At 32.0% G+C, this 25,335-nt stretch carries 9 protein-coding genes; 7 read left to right on the forward strand and 2 right to left on the reverse strand.

Annotated elements, in window-relative coordinates; genetic code table 11:
• Window positions 1–51 precede the first annotated feature (51 nt).
• The 5 genes from M030_RS0115255 to M030_RS24305 all read left to right on the forward strand — a co-directional run bounded on the left by M030_RS0115255 (window position 52) and on the right by M030_RS24305 (window position 9,957).
• On the forward strand, window positions 52–3,327 hold the full coding sequence (locus M030_RS0115255) for a hypothetical protein (RefSeq protein ID WP_027374290.1): 3,276 nt from the start codon (window positions 52–54) through the stop codon (window positions 3,325–3,327).
• A 394-nt stretch (window positions 3,328–3,721) separates the two neighbouring features.
• Window positions 3,722–5,557, forward strand: coding sequence for a hypothetical protein (locus M030_RS0115260; protein ID WP_027374291.1), 1,836 nt, complete (start codon window positions 3,722–3,724; stop codon window positions 5,555–5,557).
• A 305-nt stretch (window positions 5,558–5,862) separates the two neighbouring features.
• Window positions 5,863–6,051, forward strand: coding sequence for a hypothetical protein (locus M030_RS0115270; RefSeq protein WP_027374292.1), 189 nt, complete (start codon window positions 5,863–5,865; stop codon window positions 6,049–6,051).
• Between the two features lie 320 nt (window positions 6,052–6,371).
• On the forward strand, window positions 6,372–7,808 hold the full coding sequence (locus M030_RS25010; RefSeq protein ID WP_051585106.1) for an SIR2 family protein: 1,437 nt from the start codon (window positions 6,372–6,374) through the stop codon (window positions 7,806–7,808).
• On the forward strand, window positions 7,801–9,957 hold the full coding sequence (locus tag M030_RS24305) for an ATP-binding protein (RefSeq protein WP_051585107.1): 2,157 nt from the start codon (window positions 7,801–7,803) through the stop codon (window positions 9,955–9,957). Before M030_RS25010 ends, M030_RS24305 begins: the two co-directional genes overlap by 8 nt.
• 778 nt (window positions 9,958–10,735) lie before the next feature.
• On the opposite strand, the gene M030_RS0115285 is transcribed toward M030_RS24305, so the two are convergent.
• Window positions 10,736–16,774, reverse strand: coding sequence for an NACHT domain-containing protein (locus tag M030_RS0115285; RefSeq protein ID WP_027374293.1), 6,039 nt, complete (start codon window positions 16,772–16,774; stop codon window positions 10,736–10,738).
• Window positions 16,775–16,997: 223 nt separating this feature from the next.
• Here M030_RS0115285 and M030_RS0115290 point away from each other — a divergent pair, with 223 nt between their 5' ends.
• Window positions 16,998–23,258 (forward strand): dsDNA nuclease domain-containing protein, encoded by a 6,261-nt coding sequence (locus M030_RS0115290; RefSeq protein ID WP_027374294.1) that lies wholly within the window; start codon window positions 16,998–17,000, stop codon window positions 23,256–23,258.
• Complete coding sequence (locus M030_RS24310) at window positions 23,215–23,922, forward strand: hypothetical protein (RefSeq protein ID WP_051585108.1); 708 nt, start codon at window positions 23,215–23,217, stop codon at window positions 23,920–23,922. Before M030_RS0115290 ends, M030_RS24310 begins: the two co-directional genes overlap by 44 nt.
• Before the next feature lie 135 nt (window positions 23,923–24,057).
• Here the strand turns inward: M030_RS24310 and M030_RS25305 are convergent, their stop codons facing one another.
• A complete protein-coding gene (locus M030_RS25305; RefSeq protein WP_081806345.1) occupies window positions 24,058–25,326 on the reverse strand; it encodes an AbiH family protein in 1,269 nt (422 codons plus the stop codon).
• Window positions 25,327–25,335 lie beyond the last annotated feature (9 nt).

Here is a 25,335-nt window from a genome sequence, read left to right on the forward strand (position 1 = left end):
GGTCACATATTCAAAAATTATGCGTAGATAAAATTTCTATAAATTATAAAGATGACTACAACAGGACATATCTCAAAACTCCATCTTTTCGCAAAAGACACTGATGCACCAGATGTTATTAAAGGATTTAAATATCAAGAGCTAAAGACATTAGAAGTATGGTTATATAATAAAGTGCATAAAATAGATGAGCACATTTATTGTGACTTTGAAGATGATATTTTTCAGAGAGACTTGAAATCTTTTAAGTCCACATTCAAACAACTTAAGCTCTATTCATCTAAGAATTTTTCCTTCGCAAGTGAAGAAATAACCAAGTCACTAGCTCATTTCTTTATGCTTTTTGTTAAAGGGGAATATTTATTGGATCAACCACTTTTTATATTTGAAACAAATACTTCTGTAGCTGCTAAAAGAGGTGACAATGATGCTGAGCTTTTGGAAGAATGGGTTTCAAATCAAGATAATCTTTCAAATGATTTATTATCCAAATGTACAACCAAACTAAAGGCTATTATTGATTCTTATATAAACGAACAGTATAAGAATATAAACTCCGATGGGGGTAATGAAGAAATCCTACTCGCCAAAGATGTCTATGATAAATTACCTAAAGATGTATGGGAGGCATTCGCAAAATCAATACGTTGGGTATTTGACGGAATATCAAGCGAAAAGGCTATTGAAATCTCGGTTGAAAATTCATTTGAATTGATTCGGCAGCTTCCTTTTACTATTGGCAAGGATGAACAAGCATTGGTTTTTGATAGGCTTAGAGGAGTTGTGGGTGATAAATCAATAGAATCCGACCCACAAAATCGTTTACTGACAAATGATTTACTAGATAGTCAGCTATTAAGTTTAGGAGATAAGGACGATAAAATTTATTTGGAAGCATACGAGTTGTGGAAAGAAGTTGAGGTTATTCAGTATTTCAATATAGGTGAGTTCTATCAAGTGTTACATTCGGCTAAACATTGCAGAAGGAATAGTTATTTGGGAGGGCAAAGTAAGTTATGGCTAAAAATCCTATTGCTTTATTCTAATCATCCAGACATTTTAAGAAAGCTTAAGAGAGAAGCTATTTATGAAATTGTTTGGCTGACATTAAGACCATCTGTTGAGGAGGCTCCAAAGAATAGTTTAAAAGGATTAGAGGAAATCGTCTATGATTACTTTTCAGATCTTGATGCAGTTGTGGATTTAAGAAGCCTAGAGGATGCTCTTAACCTACTCACTGTTATCGCCACGACACAAAAGTTTAACCTAATTGATATAGCAGAAGACCAGGTTCTTAAATGGTTTGGAATGTACGACTCCCTAATTATTAAACAAAAGGATTCAGCTATCGATGGAAATATTTATTGCGGTCTTTTAGAGTTACAGGGATTCTCCTTTCTAAATAAAGATTCAATTGGTATAGGATCAGAAAATATGGCTAAGGCTCTTAGTTGTTTCAAAGAAATAATCAGTAAATTATCTAATGCACCTCAATATGCAATTTCTCAATTAGGAAAGAGAATTGATGATATTGTTGATTTAGCCATCAGATTCGGGTTGGAGGATAAATTTCTTGAGCTTGAGCAATACTCCGAAGAAATTCTGCCACTACTCCAAGAGCGTGAGGGTAATTTTAGTTTGGCAAAACGATACGCTGAAAAAGGATGGAAACACTTAGACTCAACAAACCCTAAAGGCATTCTAAAAGCCCTCGACTTTTTTCATAAGGCAAAAGACCTATATCAAAATGAGGCAACTTATGAAGGTTTTATTCTGGCTGTTATGGGTATATCCCAACTTTATTCGTCTATTAGAATGAACCTTGCAGCCAAATATTATTCGTTATCTGCTATATGGTTCTGTATTCAAAAGGAAGATCCATCTTTGTACAAACGGATAAGTGATTCCTATTCATTACTACTACATTCTGACTTCAAACAAGGCTCTTGGATAAGCTATTTACAGGCATTTGAACATTATGTAACCGCAAGAAACGAATTTGATCCTAGCGACTTTGATACCGAAAACGATGAGATTTTAAGAAAAACCCTTATCGAATGTGCCTTCATTCTTGGTTTGACACCAATAATAACCAATCAATTGTCAGGTTTTATTGATTATAAAAAAGTTAGAATGGGTCAATTGTATGATGATTTTCTTAAAGATAATGTTGACTTTATCCAAAAAGAGCAAAATTCAATCGGGTTAAATAAGTTAGTAGCTAGAAAGCTTGAAAATCCACCTATAAATGATATTGGTTCAAAGAGAACTATAAGGTGGAAGGCATTTGGCAGCCATTGGAATGTTGAATTTGAAAATGATTTTATTTCAAATTCCGTTGGAGAAGAATTTTCCGCCCTCATTCAAATCATTCAGTCCGAAATTGCTTTAAGTGAAATTGATTTTCACCTAACTGAAGGCCGGATAACGATCAAAATTGAATTAGTTGAAACTCCAAAGGGCCCAGAGCAACTTCCATCTAACTCGGAATATCTTTGGAAAGTCTTTCTACCAGTATTAAAATCCAAAGAGCCGAAAGAAAAGAACATGCACTATGCTGCGATTACTGTTTCTTTTCAAATGATACTGGACGAACTTAGCTTACTTCCTCATGACGATTTCCAAGACAAGTTTCATAGCTTATTTAAAGCAGGTCTAGGTAACAAGGTGTTAACTATTAATGCTTATCAAAGAGCTTACAGGGATTTAGTTTCAGAAGACAAATTCAAGGAATCGATGCGCAATAAGTTCGCAGCTGAACTTTTGAGTATTGAACAGCACGAATCCGAAACATTATCTGCAAATAAAAACGATAGTCCACTTTACAATCACGATGATTCAATCAACAATATCAAAGGACTTTACCAAAACTGTTTAAGAGTAATATACTTAACTCTTGAGCGCTTAAAACAATCTCAAGAATTTAAAACAGAACTGAGTAGACTAAAAGGTGAAGGGTGGTTAGACTGGCAAATCATTCTTGCTCTATACAACAAAATTGTTGATCTAAAGGCAAAAAATCTTATCGCTCAAAATGGCAAAAGATATAAGACCGAAGAAGAATGGATAGAAGATTTTCAAAAGACTTTTCATGAAATCAGATTTAAAGACGAATCGGAAACATATGTTGAAATACCAATAAGCGAATTAATTGGTCAAAATCTAGAAATTCAATTGAATCAGTTAAGTGCTTATGTTCTAAAATCATTTGGACTTGAAAACAAATCTCGCTTTCCTATTTTTGAATCGTTAAGAAGCTTTCTTAATGCCAGATTTAAATTTGATAAAGACGAAGTGTCAGAATTATCCCCATTTTCTCAATATTAAAAGACTATAATCTTCTATATTTTTCAAACCGCTTCAATATAGGTATTCAAAATAATACTTTTCAAATGTTAGCATCTAATACAATAAGTTACAATATTGTAACTTTAAGTAGAATTAATATAGTAAGAATGACGATTCTTAAATTGATATTCTGCCAATGTGTGCTAAATTAAAAATACATAGAAAATTGGAAGCAGATAGTTTGGATATGATATTAAAGATTGGATTAATCTGAATTTTTAAATTTATCTATTATAGCCTTCTTAGCAAGTCTATATATTTACGGATGTAAGGAAAACCGTAATTAAATTTATGTTAAGTTTTATAATTTTAGCCAGTTTATAAATCCTTTTAAAAATTAAAGGGATTTAAGCATCATAATAAAAATATACAAATGCAAATAGATTCCAAAATAAAACTACAATTACAACAAAGTTTACAATCAATATTGAATTATCGAACAAAAAGAAGAAGCCAAGAAGAGATTATCAATGAAATTGTAACAATTTTACATAATATTAAGAAAGATACCTTTCTGCCATTCGTGCTGCAAATGATGAATTTTATTCAATTTAGAGATTCTTTGGACGAATTTAAAGTTTTAAAATCACCTCTTAAACAATTTGCATATTTAATTGATTTGTATTTTTCCAAGAATCATTTAGAAACAGAAGATGCACCAGACGAAAAAAACTGGAAAAAAATCCTTGAACTTCTAGATGAAATAGAAATGACCTATTTCGGTGAAATTGGATTTTTTGAAGAAGGTCATAATGATGATTTTCAACTGGATAAAATTAGTGTATCATTAAAATCGTTTTTTGAGTATTACGCAAACGGACAATTGTCATTTGATGAACAAACCATAGATCGAATTCAATCAAATTTTTCAAGATTTGACGACGATATCTTTCAAGAATATGGTTTTAAAACAGCGGATCTTATTGCATTCTGTCTTTCAGTAAATAATATATTACAGGAAAAAGCAGATAGAAGTCTTTATTTTAAGCGACATCCTGAAAAATGGAAAGAATTAACTTCTGCTTTTATTGCTAGAGGGATAGATGATCCAATGGACTGGGCAAACCAGCCAGAATTGAAAGATTTTATAGGTTTTATGATCAGACCAGGGTATATTTTTATCCTTACAAAAGAAGAGTTAAGTTCGACAAATTTATCTGACTCAATAATTGATAGTTTAATTGATTTTTTTAGATATGATGAAAGTAAGGCAAAAAATCAAATCGCTTATTATGCGGATAATCGGCAATATTTTGAAACCCCATTAATAACATTGAAAGATGATGAAATACTTTTCCCAAATGGAAAGTTTTTATTAGAAGCTTTTTACAACAGAATCAACTTACAGTTGTCTGTTACTAAAAAAGAGAAGTATACTCAAGCTAAAAATAAGATGTTAGAGAAAAAATGCTGCGATATTTTCAAAAATTTCTTTAAGGAAGATGCAAAAATTTTCACATCATTTTATTTTGATAAATCTAATAAAGCAGAGCAAGATTTGGCAATATTTTATAAAGGAACTCTTTTAATAATTGAAATTAAAGATTTTAAATTTAGAGCACCTTTGAGAAATCCTATTAAAGCATTTGATAAAATTAGATCTGATTTTAAGGGCGGTATTCAAAAAGCTTATAATCAATGCAAAAGATTAGAAGAAAAGATTGAAGAAAAAAAAGATTTCAAAATTTATGACTTAAAAACAGGCAAAGAGTTATTTGAAATTAGACCTCGAAAAATTAAAAACTTTTATTCTATAATAGTCACGCAACATAAGTATGGTGGGATACAAACTAATTTGCAAGAACTATTAGTAAAGGATAGAAATGATTTATATCCCTGGTCAGTTTGTATCGATGATTTGGAAATATTTCTATTGACTCTTTTGAAAGTAAAAAAAGATTCCGCAATAAGTTCTTTCTTTGATTATATTGATTTTCGAGAGGCCTTTCAAGAAAGATTGATTTGTAGTGATGAGCTTGAAATGTGTGGTTTATTTTTAACTTCTCCGGCATTGTTTAAAAAACTTGCTAAAGCTGAAGAGATCATCACAACTGATATTAAGATGTCGGATATATTTGATGCACATTATCAAAATGGATTAGGTTTCAAAAATGAAATAAATTTTGTTAAAAAACGAAAAACACAATTAAGAGATTATGCGAAAAACTTTGATGTGAGTTTTGTTTCGGGGGAAGATTTGCAACAATAGTGATTTACAACAATATAATATTATGATAGAATTTACGCAGAATGCTTCTGCTTATCAAGTTACTTGGGGATATAGGATAAAACCTGTCTATAGGATTCTAAACAATGAAAAATACCTGAACGACTTATTTGAGAATGGAAGTTTATTTATTTCCTGTTTAAAAACTTCAAAAAGTATGAGGATGAAATGCAAGGAGATTCTAGTGAAGGAGACGCTATGGTTGGTGGATTTACAGACAAAGGAGATGGTGATTTTATAGTATATGTAGGAGGTGTTAATGCTTTTTTTTATGTGGTACAAATAATTTGACAGAAGATGTGATAAAGGATTTCAACGGTGTAGGGGCGATAAAAATTAATAATCCTACATTATTAGCAATGGAGGTTGCAAGAAAGTTACCTTTTGTTTTATCAGGAAGAGAAGGAGATGTATTTACGATGATTCTAAAGCTCATATTCTTGAAAAAGAAAAAAATAAAGCTTTTCAAACCATAAATTTTAAAAATCCAAGAGAAATCGAACAGAAGATTTTACAAATTACAACAGGGATTGAAGTGTTTACAAAATATAAAAAATACGAACATCAGCAAGAACATAGACTTTTGTGGTTCTCAGAAAGGTCGATTGAATCAGGTATCGTCATAAATTGTCCTGAAGCTATTGAATATTGTGAAAAAATATTGTTTTATTAGATCCCCAAAATTATATAATCAAAATAAAATTTTATGAATTTTACTTGGTATATTGTAACAAATTTATTCCACAAAAATAATTTGTAATTTACTCATTGAAAACTAATAATTAATAACCGATATATGGAATATTTTGATCCATCAAAGAATAAAATTTTCTTTGGAAATGATGATAAGCTCGAAACTTGGATAGAAGAAAATATCAAACAAAATAACATTGTTGATAAAATTCGGTTGATGTTAAAAAATTATTTGGAATTGGATAATGTTAGTTTTCTTTTCGGTTCCGGCACATCAATTCATTTAGGAGCGGTCGCAATAAGAAATTTCCCCATTGAAGTTGAAACCTATATTAAGGAAAAAGATAAAGATATTCCTGGGATTATGGAAGAATTTTTTTCCGTTATAAAACAATTGCAGGCTCAAAAATTAGAATTCGGAAAAGCAAACTTAATTAAAGGAACTCAAATCTTTGAAGACGAAAAAAAATGGAAATTCGAGATTGAAGATGATATTATTCGGGATATTGAATCAAAAGAAATTGCCAATGAATATGAAAAAGTCTTAAATTATTTAATTGCTTTAGAATATGTTCTAAGTGAAAATAAAAGTAGTAAAAGAACAGATAAATATTCAGAACTAATAAAAGTAATTAAAGAGGGATTATTCACTGTATGTGATGTAGATAAAAGAAGAATACCATTATCTGAATTAAAAAAGATAGTAAAACGAAATAAAAAGCAAGCATTTAAAAATGCATTAAAAAACAAATATTATTTCCACGAAATGTTTTTAAAAGCTCTTTTACAAAGGCCGCTAAACCTGAGACGAGCAAATATTTTTTGTGCAAATTATGACTTAGCTTTTGAGTATGCCTTTGACAAATTAGGAATTCATTATATAGATGGCTTCGCTGGCTTTCATAAAAGATTTTTTAAACCTGAGACTTTTGAGTACGATATTTTCTATCCCGGTTCAACTACTTCGGGAAAAGTTCAGAGAATTGAAAAAGTAGTTCGATACTATAAACTTCACGGTTCGTTATCATGGGTAAATTCTGAGGTTAGAAATTCAAATAATTTATATGGAATTGAAGAAAAGCCTCTAGAATTAATAGAATCTCTTAATAAAAAAGGGGAAATTATCATTTATCCTTCTGCTGTAAAAAAATCATATACCCTAGATTTACCTTATTCGGAACTGTTCAGGCAATTCGCAGCCACAATTACACAATCTCAATCAGTACTTATTACAGTCGGTTATTCTTTTGGAGATGACCATTTCAACGATATTATTTATCAAGCTTTATCAAATCCCACATTTACTTTAATTGTAGTTGATTTTCAAGGTACACGGAATGAATATATAAGAAATCTTAAAGAATTAAATGATCCTCGAATTATTATTTTAGAAGGAGAGTTTTTTGGAGATTTTTTAACGTTTGCTGATACATTGATGCCAAACTTTAATAATATTGATAATAATGAGAAAGTTGCAGCTACACTCAATAATTTATTAGGAAACAATTTAGAACCTACTAAAAAAGAAGAAAATGAGTGAAAGACGTATTGGTAAAATTATTTCAGTAGATAGTTTCCGTGCATATATACGTTTAGATGATGATCTTAAAAGTTTATATAAAAGCGGATATGAAGATATTTATGAAGTTGCAAGGATTAATTCATACGTGATTATTCCTATTGGAGCTGATAAAATTGTTGCAATGGTTACAAGTGTAAGAGCTATAGACGAAACTGAATTAGATAAAAATAAAGATGCAATATTTTTAACTAAATCTTCCAGATATTTAGTTGCTACTATGATTGGTACTATTGAAAATGGTGGTAGATATATTCAAGGTGTTTATAACTATCCTATACTTGATAATCCCGTGTGGTATGTTACAAGGCAGGATTTAGATAATATATTCGACCAAAAAGAAAAAACGGAAATTAATTTTGAGGAGGATTATTACTTGCCAATTGGTACCTCACCAGCATTTTCTGATTATAAAATAAAAATTAATCCCGATAAATTATTTGGTAAACACGCTGCTATTTTGGGAAACACCGGATCTGGAAAATCCTGCACATTTGCTTCTATTATCCAAAGTCTTTTTGACTATGATTATAACGGTAAAAAACTACAAAATGCTCATGTTATCATTTTTGATACTAATGGAGAGTACAAACAGGCTTTTCAAGGAACTAAAGATTTACCTTATAAAAACTTAATCGAAGTAAATTCTTTTAATATAGATAAAGACGGATTGAAAGTCCCTTTTTGGTTTATGAATTTCTCTGATTATGATTACCTTTTTGAACCTACATCAGGAACACAAGCACCTGTTTTTAAAAGAGCGTTAGGACTTGCAAAAAATCAAACAGTATCAACAGTTAAAAAAATAATTCCTCAAACATATCTTTCAAAACTAAATACGATAGCTCTTGAGTGTGACGAAAATGGATTTAAGATTAAAAATACTATCTATTCCGAATTGGAATCTTTCGGTAAAGAACTACGTGCGTTAGATACTGATTTCGATAAGACGAATTTACTAAATGCCTTAAGGGAACTTATAAAGGAAAAAACTAAACTTACGAAGCCTGGGCAGTATATAGAAGGTGTAATAAGTAGTGCTGTATTAAGTGAGTGTTCTTTAACTCTTAAAGCGGAAATATTAAATTATCAAGCAAGTGTACGAGATATAGAAGTTTCAGAAGAACGAAATATTGATTTACCGATATATTTTGAATTTAATAGCCTAATATCTAGATTTTTTGATGAAGCCATTAATGAACAAGAAAATAATGGAAATAGATTAAGAGAATTTGTTTCAACTCTAAGATTAAGGTTGCAATCTTATCTAAGTGATGAAAGAATTTCGCAACCATTATTATTAAGTCATACGGACGAAATAACTGATGCCTTGGCAAAGTTTATTTCATTTATATTGGGAGATTTTTGTAAAGTATATAAAGACTCAGATACGGATGCTTTTACCAACTTCTATAAAGCTCAGTTAGTCAAAAAGAATACTGAAAAGCTAGTGGAAAACAAACCTAGCCAAATAACTATAATTGATATGTCTCTTTTACCTTATGAAGTATTGGAGACAATTACCGGATTGATAGGAAGGCTTATCTTGGAATTTGTATCACGTTTCCTGGAAAATGATAGAGGAAAACTCCCTATTGTTATTGCTCTTGAAGAAGCACAAAACTATATTCCGGAAAGGAACAAAAATGACAGGGAATCAATCGCTAAAAAAATATTTGAAAGAATTGCACGAGAAGGTCGTAAATATGGTATTTCTTTGTTAGTGTCAAGCCAGAGACCTTCAGAACTTTCGAAAACAGTATTATCCCAATGTAACTCTTTTATTATTCATAGATTGCAAAATCCTGAAGATCAAAAATATGTTAGGCAACTTGTTTCAGCTGCTAATGAAGATATTTTGCAACAGTTACCAATTCTTCCTCAACAGCACGTCGTGATTATGGGAGATGCAGTAAGGACTCCTGTTCAGGCTAAAATGAACACTGCGTATCCAAAACCTAATAGTAATAATCCCAAATTTATTGAAAATTGGATTGCAGATAGTGATATGAATTTTCCTAATTATAAAAAGATTTCTGAAGCTTGGGAGAAAGGAGAAAAATATAATGTAGAAAAAAATAATAATGCTGATGATAGTTCTGAAAATTAATTTGTAAAAAGCTACTGTATGAAGTGATCAACCAATAAAATGACTACCTTTTATTTAAATATTGTTTGTTTCTTTGTTTAAAAACTCAGAAAAAACTAGTGGATAATTTCCCTAGAAAGAAGATTGTAAATGAATCTAAGGCAGATAGATTTGGCTGAGAGAACGGTTGTTATTTTACCAACTCTGAGAAAATTTGAACCATAACATTTAGAATTGCAAATTATTTTTGCCCTAAAAATAGATGAAAATTGAGGTGTCATGCGAAATGTATCAATTATCAGCGTGCAGTCGGGAAATATTAATGATTTAATTTACAGTAATTTATAAGGTTGGAGGTGTACAAAAGTAGTACAAATGTATTTTTATATTTATTATAGTATACTATAAAGCGCTGGTTTACAATTACTTAAGGTAACGATATTCGTGCGGAAAAGTAGAAAAAAAGGATGGTACAACATCTTGATTGTGTACCACTTTTGTACACCTGATGCTACACAAACCACCATTAATAAACACTTCTTTAGATACTGTTAGCAAGTTCTTAAAATAAAAAAAGTAAATTTTCTTACGATGATTTCATTATTGAATATAAAAAATAACTTGTTTCAATTATTGAATCAGAAACATTACCTGAAGAATTAAATATATTGGTATTAAATGTAACTTTTTTATCTAATATGGATAACGGAACAGTCTGATGGATTTGAATCCTGAAAATAATGTAATTGTTTTAGGATTTAGCTCACATAGCAGATAACTAAATTAGATAACTCACAATTTAGGTTACTTTTTTGATATTATCAACTTCTGCAATATTTTTACTACTGTGGCGTATAACTTTTTTTTGAAAGAAAAGATTTTTAAACTCTTTTTGAAGTTGTCCAAATGCTTTGTGAGAAATAACGACGTACCAGCCTTCACCTACTTCACCGTCATACCTGGTTCCCATTTCAACATTTCCATTCAACCAATAGATTGATTTCGCCATAACTTCTTGATCTTTACTTTTCCAAGCAAACAATTGTTTATCGGGAATCCATCCGAATTTTCTCGCCAGCTCAGGATTAAAAGCAATCCAGTTATTTTTTATACCATCATAATTTAAGACTGGTTTTCTCTTAATGATGATTTTATCTCCACATTCCGTTAGATCAAAATAGTTTTTGCTTTGTCTTACAATTAGTGTTTCGTATCTGTTACCAGTTCCAAAATGATGAAAGTTTTCATCAGGAGATATTTGCGTCATAAATATTTCCGTTGGTAAATCCCAAGTCAAATTTTTAAGAAATGAATGTTCTGCTATCACTAGAAAATTGTAATCTACATGTTTAATAGGATCGTTAAGTCGTACATTGGAGGCGACACGATTTACCCAATCATCGTTTAAGCCTCCGTATTCATCTTCTTTTATTTCACCGATGAAATTAGGTTTCTCGGCTTCAGGAAAATCCAACAATCCAGAATCAATCATTTCGAAATATTGGGCGATTTCCCCTTCTTCAATTATTCCACAGTCTATTAATTCTCCCGCTGCCATCATAATGGCTGTGCGGGTACTAAAAAGTTGCGGATCGACTAATGAGTAGTGCAATTCAGCTTCGTTTAGAATATATTTTAATTCTGATAATGAATAAGGAATAGGATTTTTGTTTTCAAATTCTTTTTTCAGATGGAGTACTCTAAACAGTATATTTTGCTCTGGAAGTAATGATACGGCAGATAATATCTTTATGAGATAAAAGAAAGGTTTAAGATAACTACTTTTTTCATCTGAATCGAAGGAAATATCTCCTGTACTACTGGATAAGTCAGCACTTTCGTGTAGATGAATTGAGTATAGACCAGGAATTGCAGTATTTTTTGGATTTGGAATATTTTCATTATACTGTGTAAGAATGCGCTTAGCGATGATTCGATGCTCGACATTTAACGATACAGCATAAAATTTGAAGTCTTCAATAAAAGTTTCTGCAGCGAGAGAATCACGCTCAAATAGATGAAGTAAAATAGCAAAGCGGCAATTCTCATCTAATTTGTTACTTCTTATAATTTCGACAGCATAATGATTCTCTTTAAGCAGATACTCAACAAATATTTTTTGTATTCTTTCTTGTAAAAAAGGGAGTGAGAACAATGAAGTAAAGACCAAGTAATCAATTATGGTTGTGCTAATGTTATCATTAGTGCTTAAGGTAGGTAGCTCGGTACTCATATTACTATTTCCCATTAATCTTTTGAAATAATCAAAAACTTCCAGCCATACATCTTGTACTGAAATATTTTCGTCTATTAGAGGAAGAATATTTTCTAGTTCGCTAACAAAAAATGTTGGATAGTTACTGGCAAGTACGTCTTGGCAAAAAATTTCAAATGCTTTGTCTGAAGATTTTTTAGAATCAATGTTTCGTAAGGCATTGAATGCATTAATTCTGCTACCTCCGTCATAGCCAACGCTCCAGCCAGACTCACCAGATATACTAAGACTTTTTTCTGCCAAATCTGTGGCTAACTTTCTATCTCCGTTCTTTAAAGCAATCGCACTTAAATTGGAAAAGAATCCCGATTCTCTTTTTCGGGGATGAATTGAATTTATAAGTTGCTTGATTTCGGGAATAGAAAGTTCAAATGGTAATTTTCTAATCACAGATGACCAGTCGAAATAAGAATTCGATTGATCCTCATCCAATATGATGTTTTGTAGCAAATCAAAGTTTGTTACTAGAGCAAGCACTTGTCTCTCATCTAAAGTTCTATAAGGATTTTTTAATACAATACTATTAGTGGCACTATTATCCGATCTTCTACCAATTATAGGAGGAATTTCGATCGGTAATAGGATTTTTGCCTCATCAACATCTGCACTATCAAGAAATTTCTGAATGCACTTCAGGAAATCGTGTCGGTTGCCTTCAAAAGATTTTGTTTTAATATTGTGGATAAGCTCGGTAATATAAAGACTGAAGAAAGCAATCCCAAATACTTTATATCCTTTTTCTAAAATGCTTTTTAATAAGCCCGAAGATTCATCTTTTGCGAGGATTAAAAATAAATTTTTATATAATGATAAAATCATATCAAAATCATTTTTAGATGAGCAAACCTTCACTAATTCATCAATTAACAAACGGGTACCTTCAGTAAAATCAATAAGCCCTCTCTGTGTTTGCCATATTAGAATTTTTAATCCAGTATGAAGGTTATGCTCTAGTCCGGCTTTTAATATATCTGCGGTTGCCTGCAGATAAGCTCTGCCTTCTGTAGTGTCTTTTATATGTTGTAAGTGGGATAAGAAATAATTTAATCGTTCTGGTGCTCTTTCTGGTTCATATTTATTAATTTTTTTTAACCACTCTATCCATGTGCTGTACTGGTAGTCTTTACGGTATCCGACTCCAAATGACTGTAGACAACTTTCCTTAAGCCAAAATTCAGCGTCGTCTAATTTATTGAGAAGCTGATATGTCTTTGCATGGGATAAACATTCCGAAACTCTTGCATCCAGATCTAGACCAGCCAACATATCATCCTCTATATTTCTAAGTTGTACTTCTGCGATGCCATGATCAAGACCATTTTCAAGTAAGCAATTAATAATCCTTCGTCTGGTATCTGGATTCCAATATTTCGGATATGCACTAAATTCATTAAACAAATAATTAGCTAATTTTCCTATGACATTTCCCCCAGCGGGAGCTACAGAATCTATAAGATATTCAATCGTTGAATTTTTTGTTTTTCCAATTTTGTATGAATATTTAAATCGAGGGTGAAAATCTCTGTAAAAAAATCTTACGATCGGAGAAATTCTATCCACCAGATTTTGAATTTCACATTTCTTGATAATATCTGTTTCAATTTTTGTTATTAAAAATAAAATTCTCTGATACTTTGCCAAAATTTCTTCCTCACCCGTTTCGCTAGGTATAGCTTCGGACAAAGATTTATTTTTGTCACATAGATTCAACAACTTATTAAGTCTGATTTGATGTTCAAACTCAGTCAGAGTATCTCCATATCCTAAGTTTTTTGCAATTTGCTCTGTAGTGGGATGTTCAATTCCTTCAATCCATGAATAGCTTTCATCAGTGTCAGCCGTGACCGCATACACAAGATTAGCAATGTAAACCCTTCCATACTCATTTGTAATTTTTTCTTTGCGAAACTCTTTTTTAATAATTTCTAAAAAATGATACGACCTATTTTTATCATTTTGCTCCAAACATTCTAATATGGCATCTTTTAAAAGTTGTAATAAGGTATTTCTCATCGCAACATCGCCTGTTTCTAATTTGCTAATAACTTTTTCAAAATCTTCCCACCTATTTTGTGATATAAGACTATATCCAAGTTCGAGTAAAAGAAAATTTAAAAGATCTTTTGCAGGATTATCTGTTTCATAAGTATCGTAATCATCGGGAAGTTGGATATTGAAAATCTTATCCAGCAAACTTTCTGTAGTCTCAAAATATGTTGCTGTTTGCACCCATTCTTCAAGAAGATTCTTCGACTCTTCGAACTGATGATTGTCATCAATTGTTATAGAATTATTATTTACAATGTCTGGATAAGCTAAATCATATAACTGTCGAGCTTCTGATCTTATTTCTTTTTCAATAAATAATCGTGATGATTTAAGTGCTACGTCATTATCTACAGTAAGTGTCTTTCCATTTCTCAAACATTCTGTAGCTTCCTGGATCTTATTGATTGCCAACAGTTCCTCTATAAATGAAGATGGATTGTAAACAGATAATCTGCTTTGGATCTCTGATAGGCAAAATAAATACCTGAGCAGTAATTTAAGATTTTGGGTTCTTCTCGCTATTTCTATTCCTAATTTCGCATCTTGCTTGACAGCGTCAGGAGGTCTGAGTTCAAGGAGTTGATTTGTAAGATGGCTTGCATCAACAACCTCTATAAACTTATCGTAGTCACCGCCGTAGAATAGGTGGTAATTAGCTTTCCAACCTTTTTCCTTCCCTGAAGCAAAATATAACTCTGCAAGTCGTTGATGAAAATCTCTGTCTCTTTTTTCATTTAGTCCATTTGAAAAATAATTCAGAGCGGTTTCCGTTATTAAGAATTGTCTGAAAGAATTATGAAAGAAGGAAATGTATTTATTCTCTTGAGTGAAAAGTATTTTAGCCGTATCTCTAAATTCTTTAATCGTAATTGCGGGGAAATCCCATTCTTGCATGAAATCGGTATTGATACTTCCATTTATTCGTGCCAAAAGGCCCAATAGCTCAATTAATTGCGCATTGCCCGCTATAGGCTCCCACAACTTCATATAGTAGTTTTCAATATTGCCGTCAATTTCAGGTAATTCATTCAAAAGGTCACCAATTGAATCCCTTTTCTCTAACCACCCTGCAATGTAGTTAAGATATAGTGGATGCCCTTGAGACTTTTGAAAAATTAAATCCTTTTCGCTTATCGTTACTAATTTATTTAAAGATAGGGCTTCAATATATTTATGAACATTATCTTTGGTCAAACTGCTCATTTTTACTGTTCTGTCACCAAAAGAATATACTTTACGTATCTCCTGAGGCAGATCTTTTAATTCAAATGATTGGCTACCTAAAATAATAACAACTCCTTCAGGAAGGGCATCCGGCAACGGAAGTTCTTTCAAAAAACTATTTGCTACTTCTTTATATTCACGTGGGACATGATCCAGCCCATCAATAAGGATAACAGTTTTTTCTTGGCTAGCTTCAAATTTGTCTCCGAGAATCATCAGTTGTTCGTTAAAAATATCTTTTAGAAATAAAATATCCTTATATGGTAAAACCTCACCATGGTAACAGCCTGAGTCCTTTAACTGATTAACTAGATCAAAAAAAAGATTGACTGCATTTCCTCTTTCATAGAAATTTTTAGCGGACGAAGGATTGAGGAAATCAAAAGCGTAATACTTAACGACATCTTCCTTGAGTCCTTTTGTCCACCGATTTAGCAACGTAGATTTTCCTGAACCTGGACCACCAACTAAAAAGATGTAACCTGTTGTGATTATATTGTACATATTGTCCAATTCATCGATAGTAGCTCTGATGGGTTGATACAAGGGGCTATCATGAGTGATTTCGTGATTGAAAACTGTGCTAAAACGATCAGCCCATCTTAGTTCATTAATGATTTGTGAGCGCGAAAATTCAACGATTCTTTTGCTATCTGCAGCTTTTTCAAAAATGAATCTGCTTAAATCGGTCAAATCTTGTTCATCTTTATGAAGTCTGCTGTTTTGTATTGTAAAAGTTTTTTGTACATAGTTAGTTTGAAAGTCAAGAACTGATATAAAATTTATAAAATCATCATAACCTCCGCAAAAATTTTGTAGCTCAGTAATCAAATTATTCCACTTTTTTTCAGGGCTTGTACCGCGCTTAATTTTTTCTAAAACATCACTTAAGAAAGTTGCGAAATCAGCAGTGCTATCATCCTGAAGTTTAATTTTGTCGTTCTGGGATGCTTTTTTGTTAGTGATTAAATGCGGGATAATTATTTTTGATGGATTTGTTTTTTTTAATTTTTTATAACTTGAAAACAACAGCGGAAATAACTCCAAAAAATTTTTGTAAGTAATGGTTGCGTCTGCAATGGTCCATTTTATTTGGTAGGCATGAATTTCATTGTTTGTTGCATAAAGGATGTCATCAAGTTTTTCTGCTTCAGGATCTGCAACACGAATCCATATTAAACTTTTATTAATAAGATTAATGTATACGAATCTTGCAAACTCATCAAATTGTGGTAAATAACCACTTATTGAGGCTCTTTCTCCTCGTGCAGAAATTTGATTTTCCTTCATAATTATAATTGTTAAACAAAAGTAAGAATAAGATGAGATAACAATTTTCTTTATTCTTCGAAATTAGTTGCAATTTTTTATTAATAATAATCTTTTTAAGGTTTTTAATCGGAATTCGTGAAAATATCATAGGATGTTGAACTACTTAAAATAAGGACATGTTCTGATTAAAAAATTCTATATTAGTATCTTAATAACACTTTTATACTATAGCATCATAGAAATGTCAAATGATTTAGTTGCTTATTCCAGAGCCGGAGACGTGTTTCATTACAGATGGGCGGCACGTCGTTGTTTGTCCTTAGTTCATCCAAATTCTACCTTACAATCTATTGTTATCGAAGGATCGGAAGAAATTGATAAAGATGGGGAGTATGGAATCGATGTATCTGAGTACTATACAATAGGCTGTAAAAAAACTATAAAATATTATCAACTTAAACATACCACACAGCAGAAGGGTAATCCTTTTGTTATAAGTGATTTGAAGCAAACTGTTGAACATTTTGCAAAAAGATTTTTACAGCATGTGAAAGAGGAAGAAGAGCCGTTTTTCTCATTTCATATAGTAACTAATAGGCCAGTCGATAACTCCTTTAAAAACAATATTATTTCTTTAGCTCAAGGAAAAAATGTCAACAAAAGATTTTTGGCAACTATTAAAAAATATACGGATATGGATTCTGAAAAGCTAACTGAATTCTGTTCACGTATAGAGTTTCAGGATGGAGAGGGTGACTATAATGCACAGAGAAATGACCTACATTGGGAAATGACACAGTTATTTGCCGGCGCCATAGATAGTGCTCAGGTAGAAAATATTGTTGCTCTCGTACAAGATCGAGTGGTGAATAAATCGCAACAAAGCATTTACCGTGAAGACATTTTGAAACGGTTTCAAATTTTTTCTGAAAGAGAGCTTTTTCCAGCGCCAGCAATTTGGGAAAAATCCGAACAGATTATCGAAAGAAAACAACACAGTAAACTCATAGAAAATATAACTAAGTCTGTAGATCCTGTAATTGTCCATGCTTCGGGCGGAGTAGGAAAATCTGTTTTCTGTAAAAATCTCATTGATACATTACCATCAGGTTCGTTGGCAATAGCGTACGACTGTTTCGGTGCTGGAAATTATCGAAATAGGAGTAGTCCGCGACACCGTCACCGTGAAGGACTTGTTCAAATTATAAATGAATTGTCAGTTAAAGGATTATGCGAACCGCTTTTAGTACAAGAAAATACTCTTGAAAGTAGTATTATGAGTGTCTTTTTGTCAAGAATTGAAGAGGCAGTTAAAGCAATAAAGCAAACGAATGAATCTGCCTTACTTTATATTTTAATTGATGCGGCAGATAATGCAGAAATGGCTGCTAGAGAAAATAGTGATGCCTGTTTTGCAAATGAGTTGCTTCGTGAAACGATGCCACAAGGATCAAAAATGGTTTTATTATGCCGCACGGAAAGAATTAATCTCTTAAAGCCATCATCTAAAGTAATTCAGTTAGAGCTCAAGGCATTTTCAAAAGCTGAAACTTTACTTAATCTCCAAAGGTTTTATCCATCTGCCATTCAAAAAGATGGTGAGGAATTTCATCGCCTGACAAATGGTAATCCCCGAGTGCAGGCTAATGCCCTAAGCCAGAATGCATCTTGTGTATTACATCTCTTAAACAGCTTGGGCCCCTCTGGTACAACGGTTGAAGATCAAATCGAATTACAACTGAATAACGCAGTATCAAAAATTAAAGATTTGTTATCTGAATCTTATCAAAAGCAAGTTCAGGCAATATGTATTGGACTGGCAAGCTTACCTCCGCATGTGCCGATAAAAATTTTAGCATTGGCGGCTAATGTGAGTTTTGATGAAATTAAAAGTTTTGTATCGGATATGGGACGTTCGCTTTGGTTGTTTGATGAATCCGTACAGTTTCGGGATGAGCCAACGGAAACGTGGTTTAGAAAAACTTTTTCTGCTCGGAAAGAGAACTTGGAGTCTTATATTGCTTTATTAGAACCTCTAGCCAATGACTTTTCCTATGTTGCTGCGGTTTTGCCGCAGCTTTACTTACAATCAGGAAAGTATGAAAGATTAATCGAGCTTTCCCTGTCAGACGATCATTTACCACAAAATAGTCCCATCGATGCACGAAATGTAAAAATTTATAGATTGCAATTTGCTTTTCGCGCGGCACTTCGGTTAAATAACTATTACGACGCAGTAAAGATTGCTATTCGGGCAGGGGAGGAAATGGCTGGTAATGAAAGACAGCTCAATCTATTTAAAGCAAATGTTGATTTACTTATAGTTCTTCAGGACAAGCAGAAAGTTCAGGATATTGCATTTAAAAGATTGTTAAGAAGCGAGTGGACCGGTTCTGAAAACGTTTACACAGCTTCTTTACTCTCTGGTATAAATGAATATAAAGGGGAAGCAAGAAGTTATTTGCGAGCGGCAATAAATTGGCTGCAGATATATTATAATGATATTAAAGAAGAGGACAATCATGTCAGACAAAACAAAGTTTCTTTAAACGATATTTTGGAAATTGCATATTCAACTTTTAATATTTATGGAGAAGAAGAGTGCATTGTCTTTCTCAAGCGTTTTCGGTCTAAAGAATATGCCTTTAGAATATTTAAGGATTTAATAAGCAGATTAATAGATCACGGAAATTTTGATGCAATTAGTAATTTTCTGAAAATTAGCATAAAAGAACCTTATTACTTAGTTGCTATTGTTAGTGAGCTTTCAAAAGTAGGTAAATTTCCGGAAAAAGAATATTTAGAATCTGTTTTGACTCTATTATCAGATCTAGGAAAAAGGATTAAAAAACCGATCGAGTTTCAAAATAATTCTTCCTCAACATCATCGATTGTAACTTTTATCGAAGCATGTATTCACCATAAATTTGAGGTGCAGATTATCCAGAGAGTCTTAAAATATTTTATACCTGAAAGAGCCTCTACAATGGTTCATCGTGATTATCAATCTGCTGAACGAACAATCTTCCTTAAAGTTTTAGCAATAAGGCATTTTCTTGAAGATAGTATTATTCCGGAAATTGAGTCCATTATTCCTGAAAAACTCATAGACAAGAACTCTTCAAAACATGAACAAGAAAATGAATTAAGGGAATTTAGACAAGTAATCTATGGACTTCTTCCATGGTATATCCTACGAATAAAAATAATCAGTTCAACTGAGATGGATTTTGTAGAAGAAGTCTCGAAATCTGAGGAAGAATCTTCAAATGCAAAGTCTGGACGTTACAAATCACACGATACCTTAGAAAATGAAATTGCAGATATCCAATCAAAAATTTTATTAGTGGCCCATAATCTAAGCTGCACTGATTTACAAAGCTTTCACGAAAGATATATAAAAAACAATACAAGATTATGGGTTCCTGATGAGCTGACTCTTGTTAGAGCAGCCTTTAGAAATCCTCACTTATTTTTTTTAAAAGCAAATCTTGAGCGTAATTTTTATACTCGAATCAAAAGCATTAATGATGAAAGCCCAGAACAAGCAGCAGAAAGATTTATAGGTCTTGCCCGAGCCATATTCAATTACGAAATCGAAGATGCAGGCGTATACTTCGAAGAAGCTTTGAATATCATATCAAAGTTCGGCGATGAGGTAGCTTTAAGATGGGAAAGTATCAGATCACTTGCAAAACAAGCAAGTTTATCTGAAAAAGTTTCTGATGAGTTGGCCTATCGCTTCATACGGTGTGCAGAAGTTGTGGGAAATTACGGCGGGAATGAGCTAATAGATAGGGGTAAGGCCATTGCAATCTGTACAAGAATGTCACCTGCTATGGGAATAGCCGCAACAAGTAGATGGAGAGACAGAAATGTTGGATTTTTTGAAGAGCATCTTAAAGCACTTTTGCAAGAGATGCTTAAGTCTGATTTGATAACACCCTCTACTACTTGGGCAATGGCTCGTTTTTTTTCCAAACATAAATTTGAATCTCTTCATTCATTAATTTTTACAAAGGAAAAAGATATAGAGAAAAAGGAGACGATTTTTAGCGATGCTATACATTTACTTCAGATTGAGGGGACAGATTTTGAATATTATGAAACGATGAAGAAGATAGCAGTGACAAACAAGATTCACTGCCCAGCGTTAGATAAAATCTTAAGAGCGAATAAAAAAAATAAAATTGTTGATGAGTTAGTTAATGTTCCTACATCAGTCAGACTCGCAAATCATTTTGATAATGCATTCGATTGGGGTGATCTTTTTAAAGGTGTAGACTTGTTGATCGCTGAACAATTTGAAATATGTTTACAAAGATATAGGACTAAAAGAAAAGGAACCTTCATTCATACGGATGATTTTTGGAACCAAGCTTTTAAAACTTTAGATGGTAAAAATTACTTTCAGTTTATTGATCTATTGCTCATTTCAACCATAAATCGTTATGAAGTGAGTTCCTTTTTTAAACTATTGCCTGAAAATTGGAAAGCTAAAGTAAGCTTTAAAAAAAGATGGCCTTCAATCATTAGAAAAATCGGTGAAAAATATGCACAGGATTTAACAAATAAATACTCTTTTAATATTTTAATTGAAGAACTGGAATTAAATGACCATGATGTTGTTGAGCTCAAACAAGGCATATTTGAAGGGCTATCGAGCGGACATGAGTTTTCAAATGCTGCAATGTTCTTTGGTTTTGTTAGTGTTGCAAGCTCAGTGATTGAACCCTCAAAAGCAAATGGTCTTGTTGATTACGCATTACAGCGCTGTGAACTTCATATCGAAAACGATTTTGGAGATGGAGAATGGACAGATGATTTAGCCACCTCAGATTCAATCAGCAATCAAATAGCTGGATTAGTATATTCTGCACTAGGTTCACCTCATTCGAAAGAGAGATGGAATGCTGTCCATGTAGTTAGAATGCTTGGGAAGTATAGTTCTGCAGATATTATTGATAGTTTAGTTAAATGGATGAAAATTGACAAGATTAGTTCCTTCGGTCATCATAAATTTCCATTTTATAAACTTCATGCACAAATGTATCTTTTAATAGCTTTCGGTAAAGTTTCTCAGGAAAGGCCTGATCTGCTTATTTCATTTTTTGATACTTTTGTTAGTACAGCTAAAGAAACTGAACACATACTTATTCAAAAATTTGCATCAGAAATAGTTTTTAATCTGTCTGATGTATATAAAGAATATCTGGATCCTAAAACGTCAATTCACTTAAAATATATAGGGAAAAATCAATTTCCTATGATAGACCTTGAATATAGTGAGAAGGTTGAGAGTTACTGGCATTTAAACGGACTAATCGATACAAAACACGGATTTCATTTTGGACTCGATATGGGTGACTATTGGTTTAAATTTCTTGGTGACGCTTTTGGAATCTCAACAAAGCAAATTGAAGATATTGCTGCTGATGTTATAATTAATGAATGGGACCTAGGTCATATAAACGGATACAAAAATGATCCTCGCCACATACTTTGGGATAGATCTTATGGTGAAAGAGATACTTGGTACAGTAAAACAGATTATCCAAGAACAGATAATGCGACCTTTTATTTATCATATCACGCAATGATGGTTGTGGCATCTAAATTATTGAAAAACATGCCTCGGGTGGCAGTAGGAGATTGGAATGATGGATTTGACTATTGGTTGGAAAAGCACCTTTTAACATGCGATAACGGAAAATGGCTATCAGATTTTCGTGATCCCGTACCTCTCATACGCCCTGAATGGTCGTCGGAGGAAAATGATGAAAATTGGAGATTTAATATTCCAAAGGATTATTTTTACAATACCTTAATTTCGGAACCGGAAGATGAAGAATATTGGATCAATATCGAAGGCGGATGGGAAGATAAAAAGAGTGATAAGATTGAAAATGTTCGGATAAGATCGGCATTGGTTTCAAAAAGTAGTTCTACAGCATTGATGAATGCTCTGCAAACTTGTATTGATCCGTACGATTACAAACTTCCTTACTACAAAGAATCAGATGCAGAAATTAATTTAAATCAATTTCAACTAATGGGCTGGATTAAAGATGTTTATGCTTCTAAAAGATTTGATAAGTATGATCCCTATGCTGATAATATAGATTATCCACCCTATCTATTAGGTGATGAGATTATAGAGAAGTTGAACTTAACATCAAATGATGTATTTAAGGAGTGGTATTCAACAATTTCAGAAAAACCTTCGATGATTTGCAAAATTTGGAGTAGCCATCGATATAGAATAGATGAAGATCCAGATCAGGCCGGTAAAAACTTAAAGGCATCTTTAAGCTTTTTGAAATATATGTGTAAAACTCTTGATTGTAATTTTATTATTGAAGTCGAAATTAAGAGAGATAAATCTTACAAGTACCGTCATCACGACGACGAGTATGAATATTCAAAGCCAAAACATCAATTATTTTTGTTATCATCAGATGGAAAACTTAGAACTACAGAAAAAAATTATAACTTTGGGTAAACTCTTTGTGAAAGAGTTAAAATTAGAAACTAGTGTTGATACTCTATCACGATGGATGGCTCACTATATTGCTGAAAAAATTACCATTGCTGAAGAATCTGTTGGCATGGAGAAACCTAGTGCAGAGAAAGAATGCTTTGAGGCTATTCTAGAATTATGGAAGCATAGGAGTTCGCTTCCACATGAACGAAGACCTTTTGTACAATTTCAAAATATATTTGAAACGTTGGAAATGCTCAATCCAGACAAAGAAAACCCCTATATTTTTAATGTAATGCAAAATCGTGATGCAGTTCAATTCACTAATAATAAATTTGACCATAATTCAGAGGAGGAGTGCCTTAAAATGGTTAAAGTAGTTGATAAAACAGCTAAAATATGGATTGAATATTTGTTACAAAACGCAGCAAAAAATGTTGAAGATGAAAAAGTTATTGAATGGATGGAAAATGCTGTTGAACTCCCTGATAATACTGATGCAGCTATAATCAATATCTTATTAGATAAAAATCCTAAATTTTATGAGGATGGTAATAATGAAGAATTTTTAAAAACTTATGAAATTGAAAGACTGCGAAAAAGAATAGCAGAATTAAAAAAGTTTGAAGATTTAAATCGTTTCATATTAACTCAATATGAAGATGATTTGCAGAAAATTTTGTGATTGATTTCTTTCTGACTTAATAAGATTTACAATATACTAGTCATCTTGTTTCACACTTCTCTACTGTTATCTTTGCTGTAATTTCTATGTAATATTAGTTATTTGAATGCTATTGAAAGAATAGACTTTATTGTATCATCGAAGACATTCTTTGCTACCATTTTGTAAGTCAATAGGAATGAGTGCTTCGCTGTAACCTTTATTAACAACCCTGTCGCGTAGTTTTGTCTTATCATTAAAATTTCTGGATATGTTTTTATAAATATCTAGATAGTTATCTTTAGTTTCATCTGTTTGGTGATAAAAGAATTTGATTGAAGCACAATTATCGTTCTCAAAAATTGTATTTAGCAAAGTTCTATCAGAGTTTCCACAAGAGTGGCCTAGTATAATAACCTGAAAATATCCATCATTTATCAAATTAAGAATCTTTTTATAATTATCTGTTTTTGCATAATTGATAGATTTGACATTTTCCAAGTATCTATTGTCATTAAGCTTTTCAATGTCCTTATAATAATCGTCCAGTTCATCCCCATAACCGAAAATAATTGGATTTTCTTTATTATTTAACTCTCCGTGAATATGGCATATATGCGTTTCAGGATTAGCATATAAACTTTCCGTCGATGTATAGTTGAAGTTGAGAAATGTAGTATGGGGTTTTTTAGAAAGAAAAAAGTTTTCGAAATTTTTGAGCATATATATGGTAAAGTGCTCTTTGGTACGTGAGTGCGTGTTATTCTGAACAAAATCCTTGACAATTTTTTGAGTAGTACTGCTTAAATTATAGCCTGTCTTAAAAAAACCATTGTATGTTTCAATATCAGATTGTAATAATTTCCAGTTTTCATCAATGATCTTTCGAATTACATGCTCTGAGAGATCTTGTAGTTTTATGGGATGGTTGATAATTCCAGTAATTCTATTCTTTACCAGATCATCAACTTTAAAATTTTCCTGAACTGAAGTAAGATATTTTTCGAGTAAATTTATAATTCCCGTAAAATCTTTGTTAAGATTATCAATATTATAATCTTCATCTAGGTTTTTTGATTTTGATAAGTTTTTTAAATGTGAATAGTACTCTGATTCAATGTCCACCCATCCCTGATAATTTAACCCTTGCGTTAATTTTAAAAAAAAACTGTTTTTGCTAGTGAATTTTCTATCATTTTCTTCTGCGAAATTATATAAGTCAGCAAATGAAGAAATGATTTCAAAATGATTCGTGTAATGCTTTGATCTTAATAAGAACTCGTCACACTCATAGATGTATTCCGTATGTTTTTCAAACTCTTCACATCTATTTCTCCAATAATTATTAATGAAATCTTTATAATTTGTTTGCATTCCATGCGCCAAATCGAAGCCATTGCCAATAAGAACGATTCTATTTATCATTGATTGAGT

The organism is Chryseobacterium sp. UNC8MFCol, assembly GCF_000482305.1.
GTDB classification, from domain to species: Bacteria; Bacteroidota; Bacteroidia; order Flavobacteriales; family Weeksellaceae; genus Chryseobacterium; species Chryseobacterium indologenes.

Coding starts and splice junctions, on each gene's coding strand:
- M030_RS25010 (WP_051585106.1), top strand. CDS start 6,372: ATGGAATATTTTGATCCATCAAAGAATAAAATTTTCTTTGGAAATGAT.
- M030_RS24305 (WP_051585107.1), top strand. CDS start 7,801: ATGAGTGAAAGACGTATTGGTAAAATTATTTCAGTAGATAGTTTCCGT.
- M030_RS0115260 (WP_027374291.1), top strand. CDS start 3,722: ATGCAAATAGATTCCAAAATAAAACTACAATTACAACAAAGTTTACAA.
- M030_RS25305 (WP_081806345.1), bottom strand. CDS start 25,326: ATGATAAATAGAATCGTTCTTATTGGCAATGGCTTCGATTTGGCGCAT.
- M030_RS0115290 (WP_027374294.1), top strand. CDS start 16,998: ATGTCAAATGATTTAGTTGCTTATTCCAGAGCCGGAGACGTGTTTCAT.
- M030_RS24310 (WP_051585108.1), top strand. CDS start 23,215: ATGGAAAACTTAGAACTACAGAAAAAAATTATAACTTTGGGTAAACTC.
- M030_RS0115255 (WP_027374290.1), top strand. CDS start 52: ATGACTACAACAGGACATATCTCAAAACTCCATCTTTTCGCAAAAGAC.
- M030_RS0115285 (WP_027374293.1), bottom strand. CDS start 16,774: ATGAAGGAAAATCAAATTTCTGCACGAGGAGAAAGAGCCTCAATAAGT.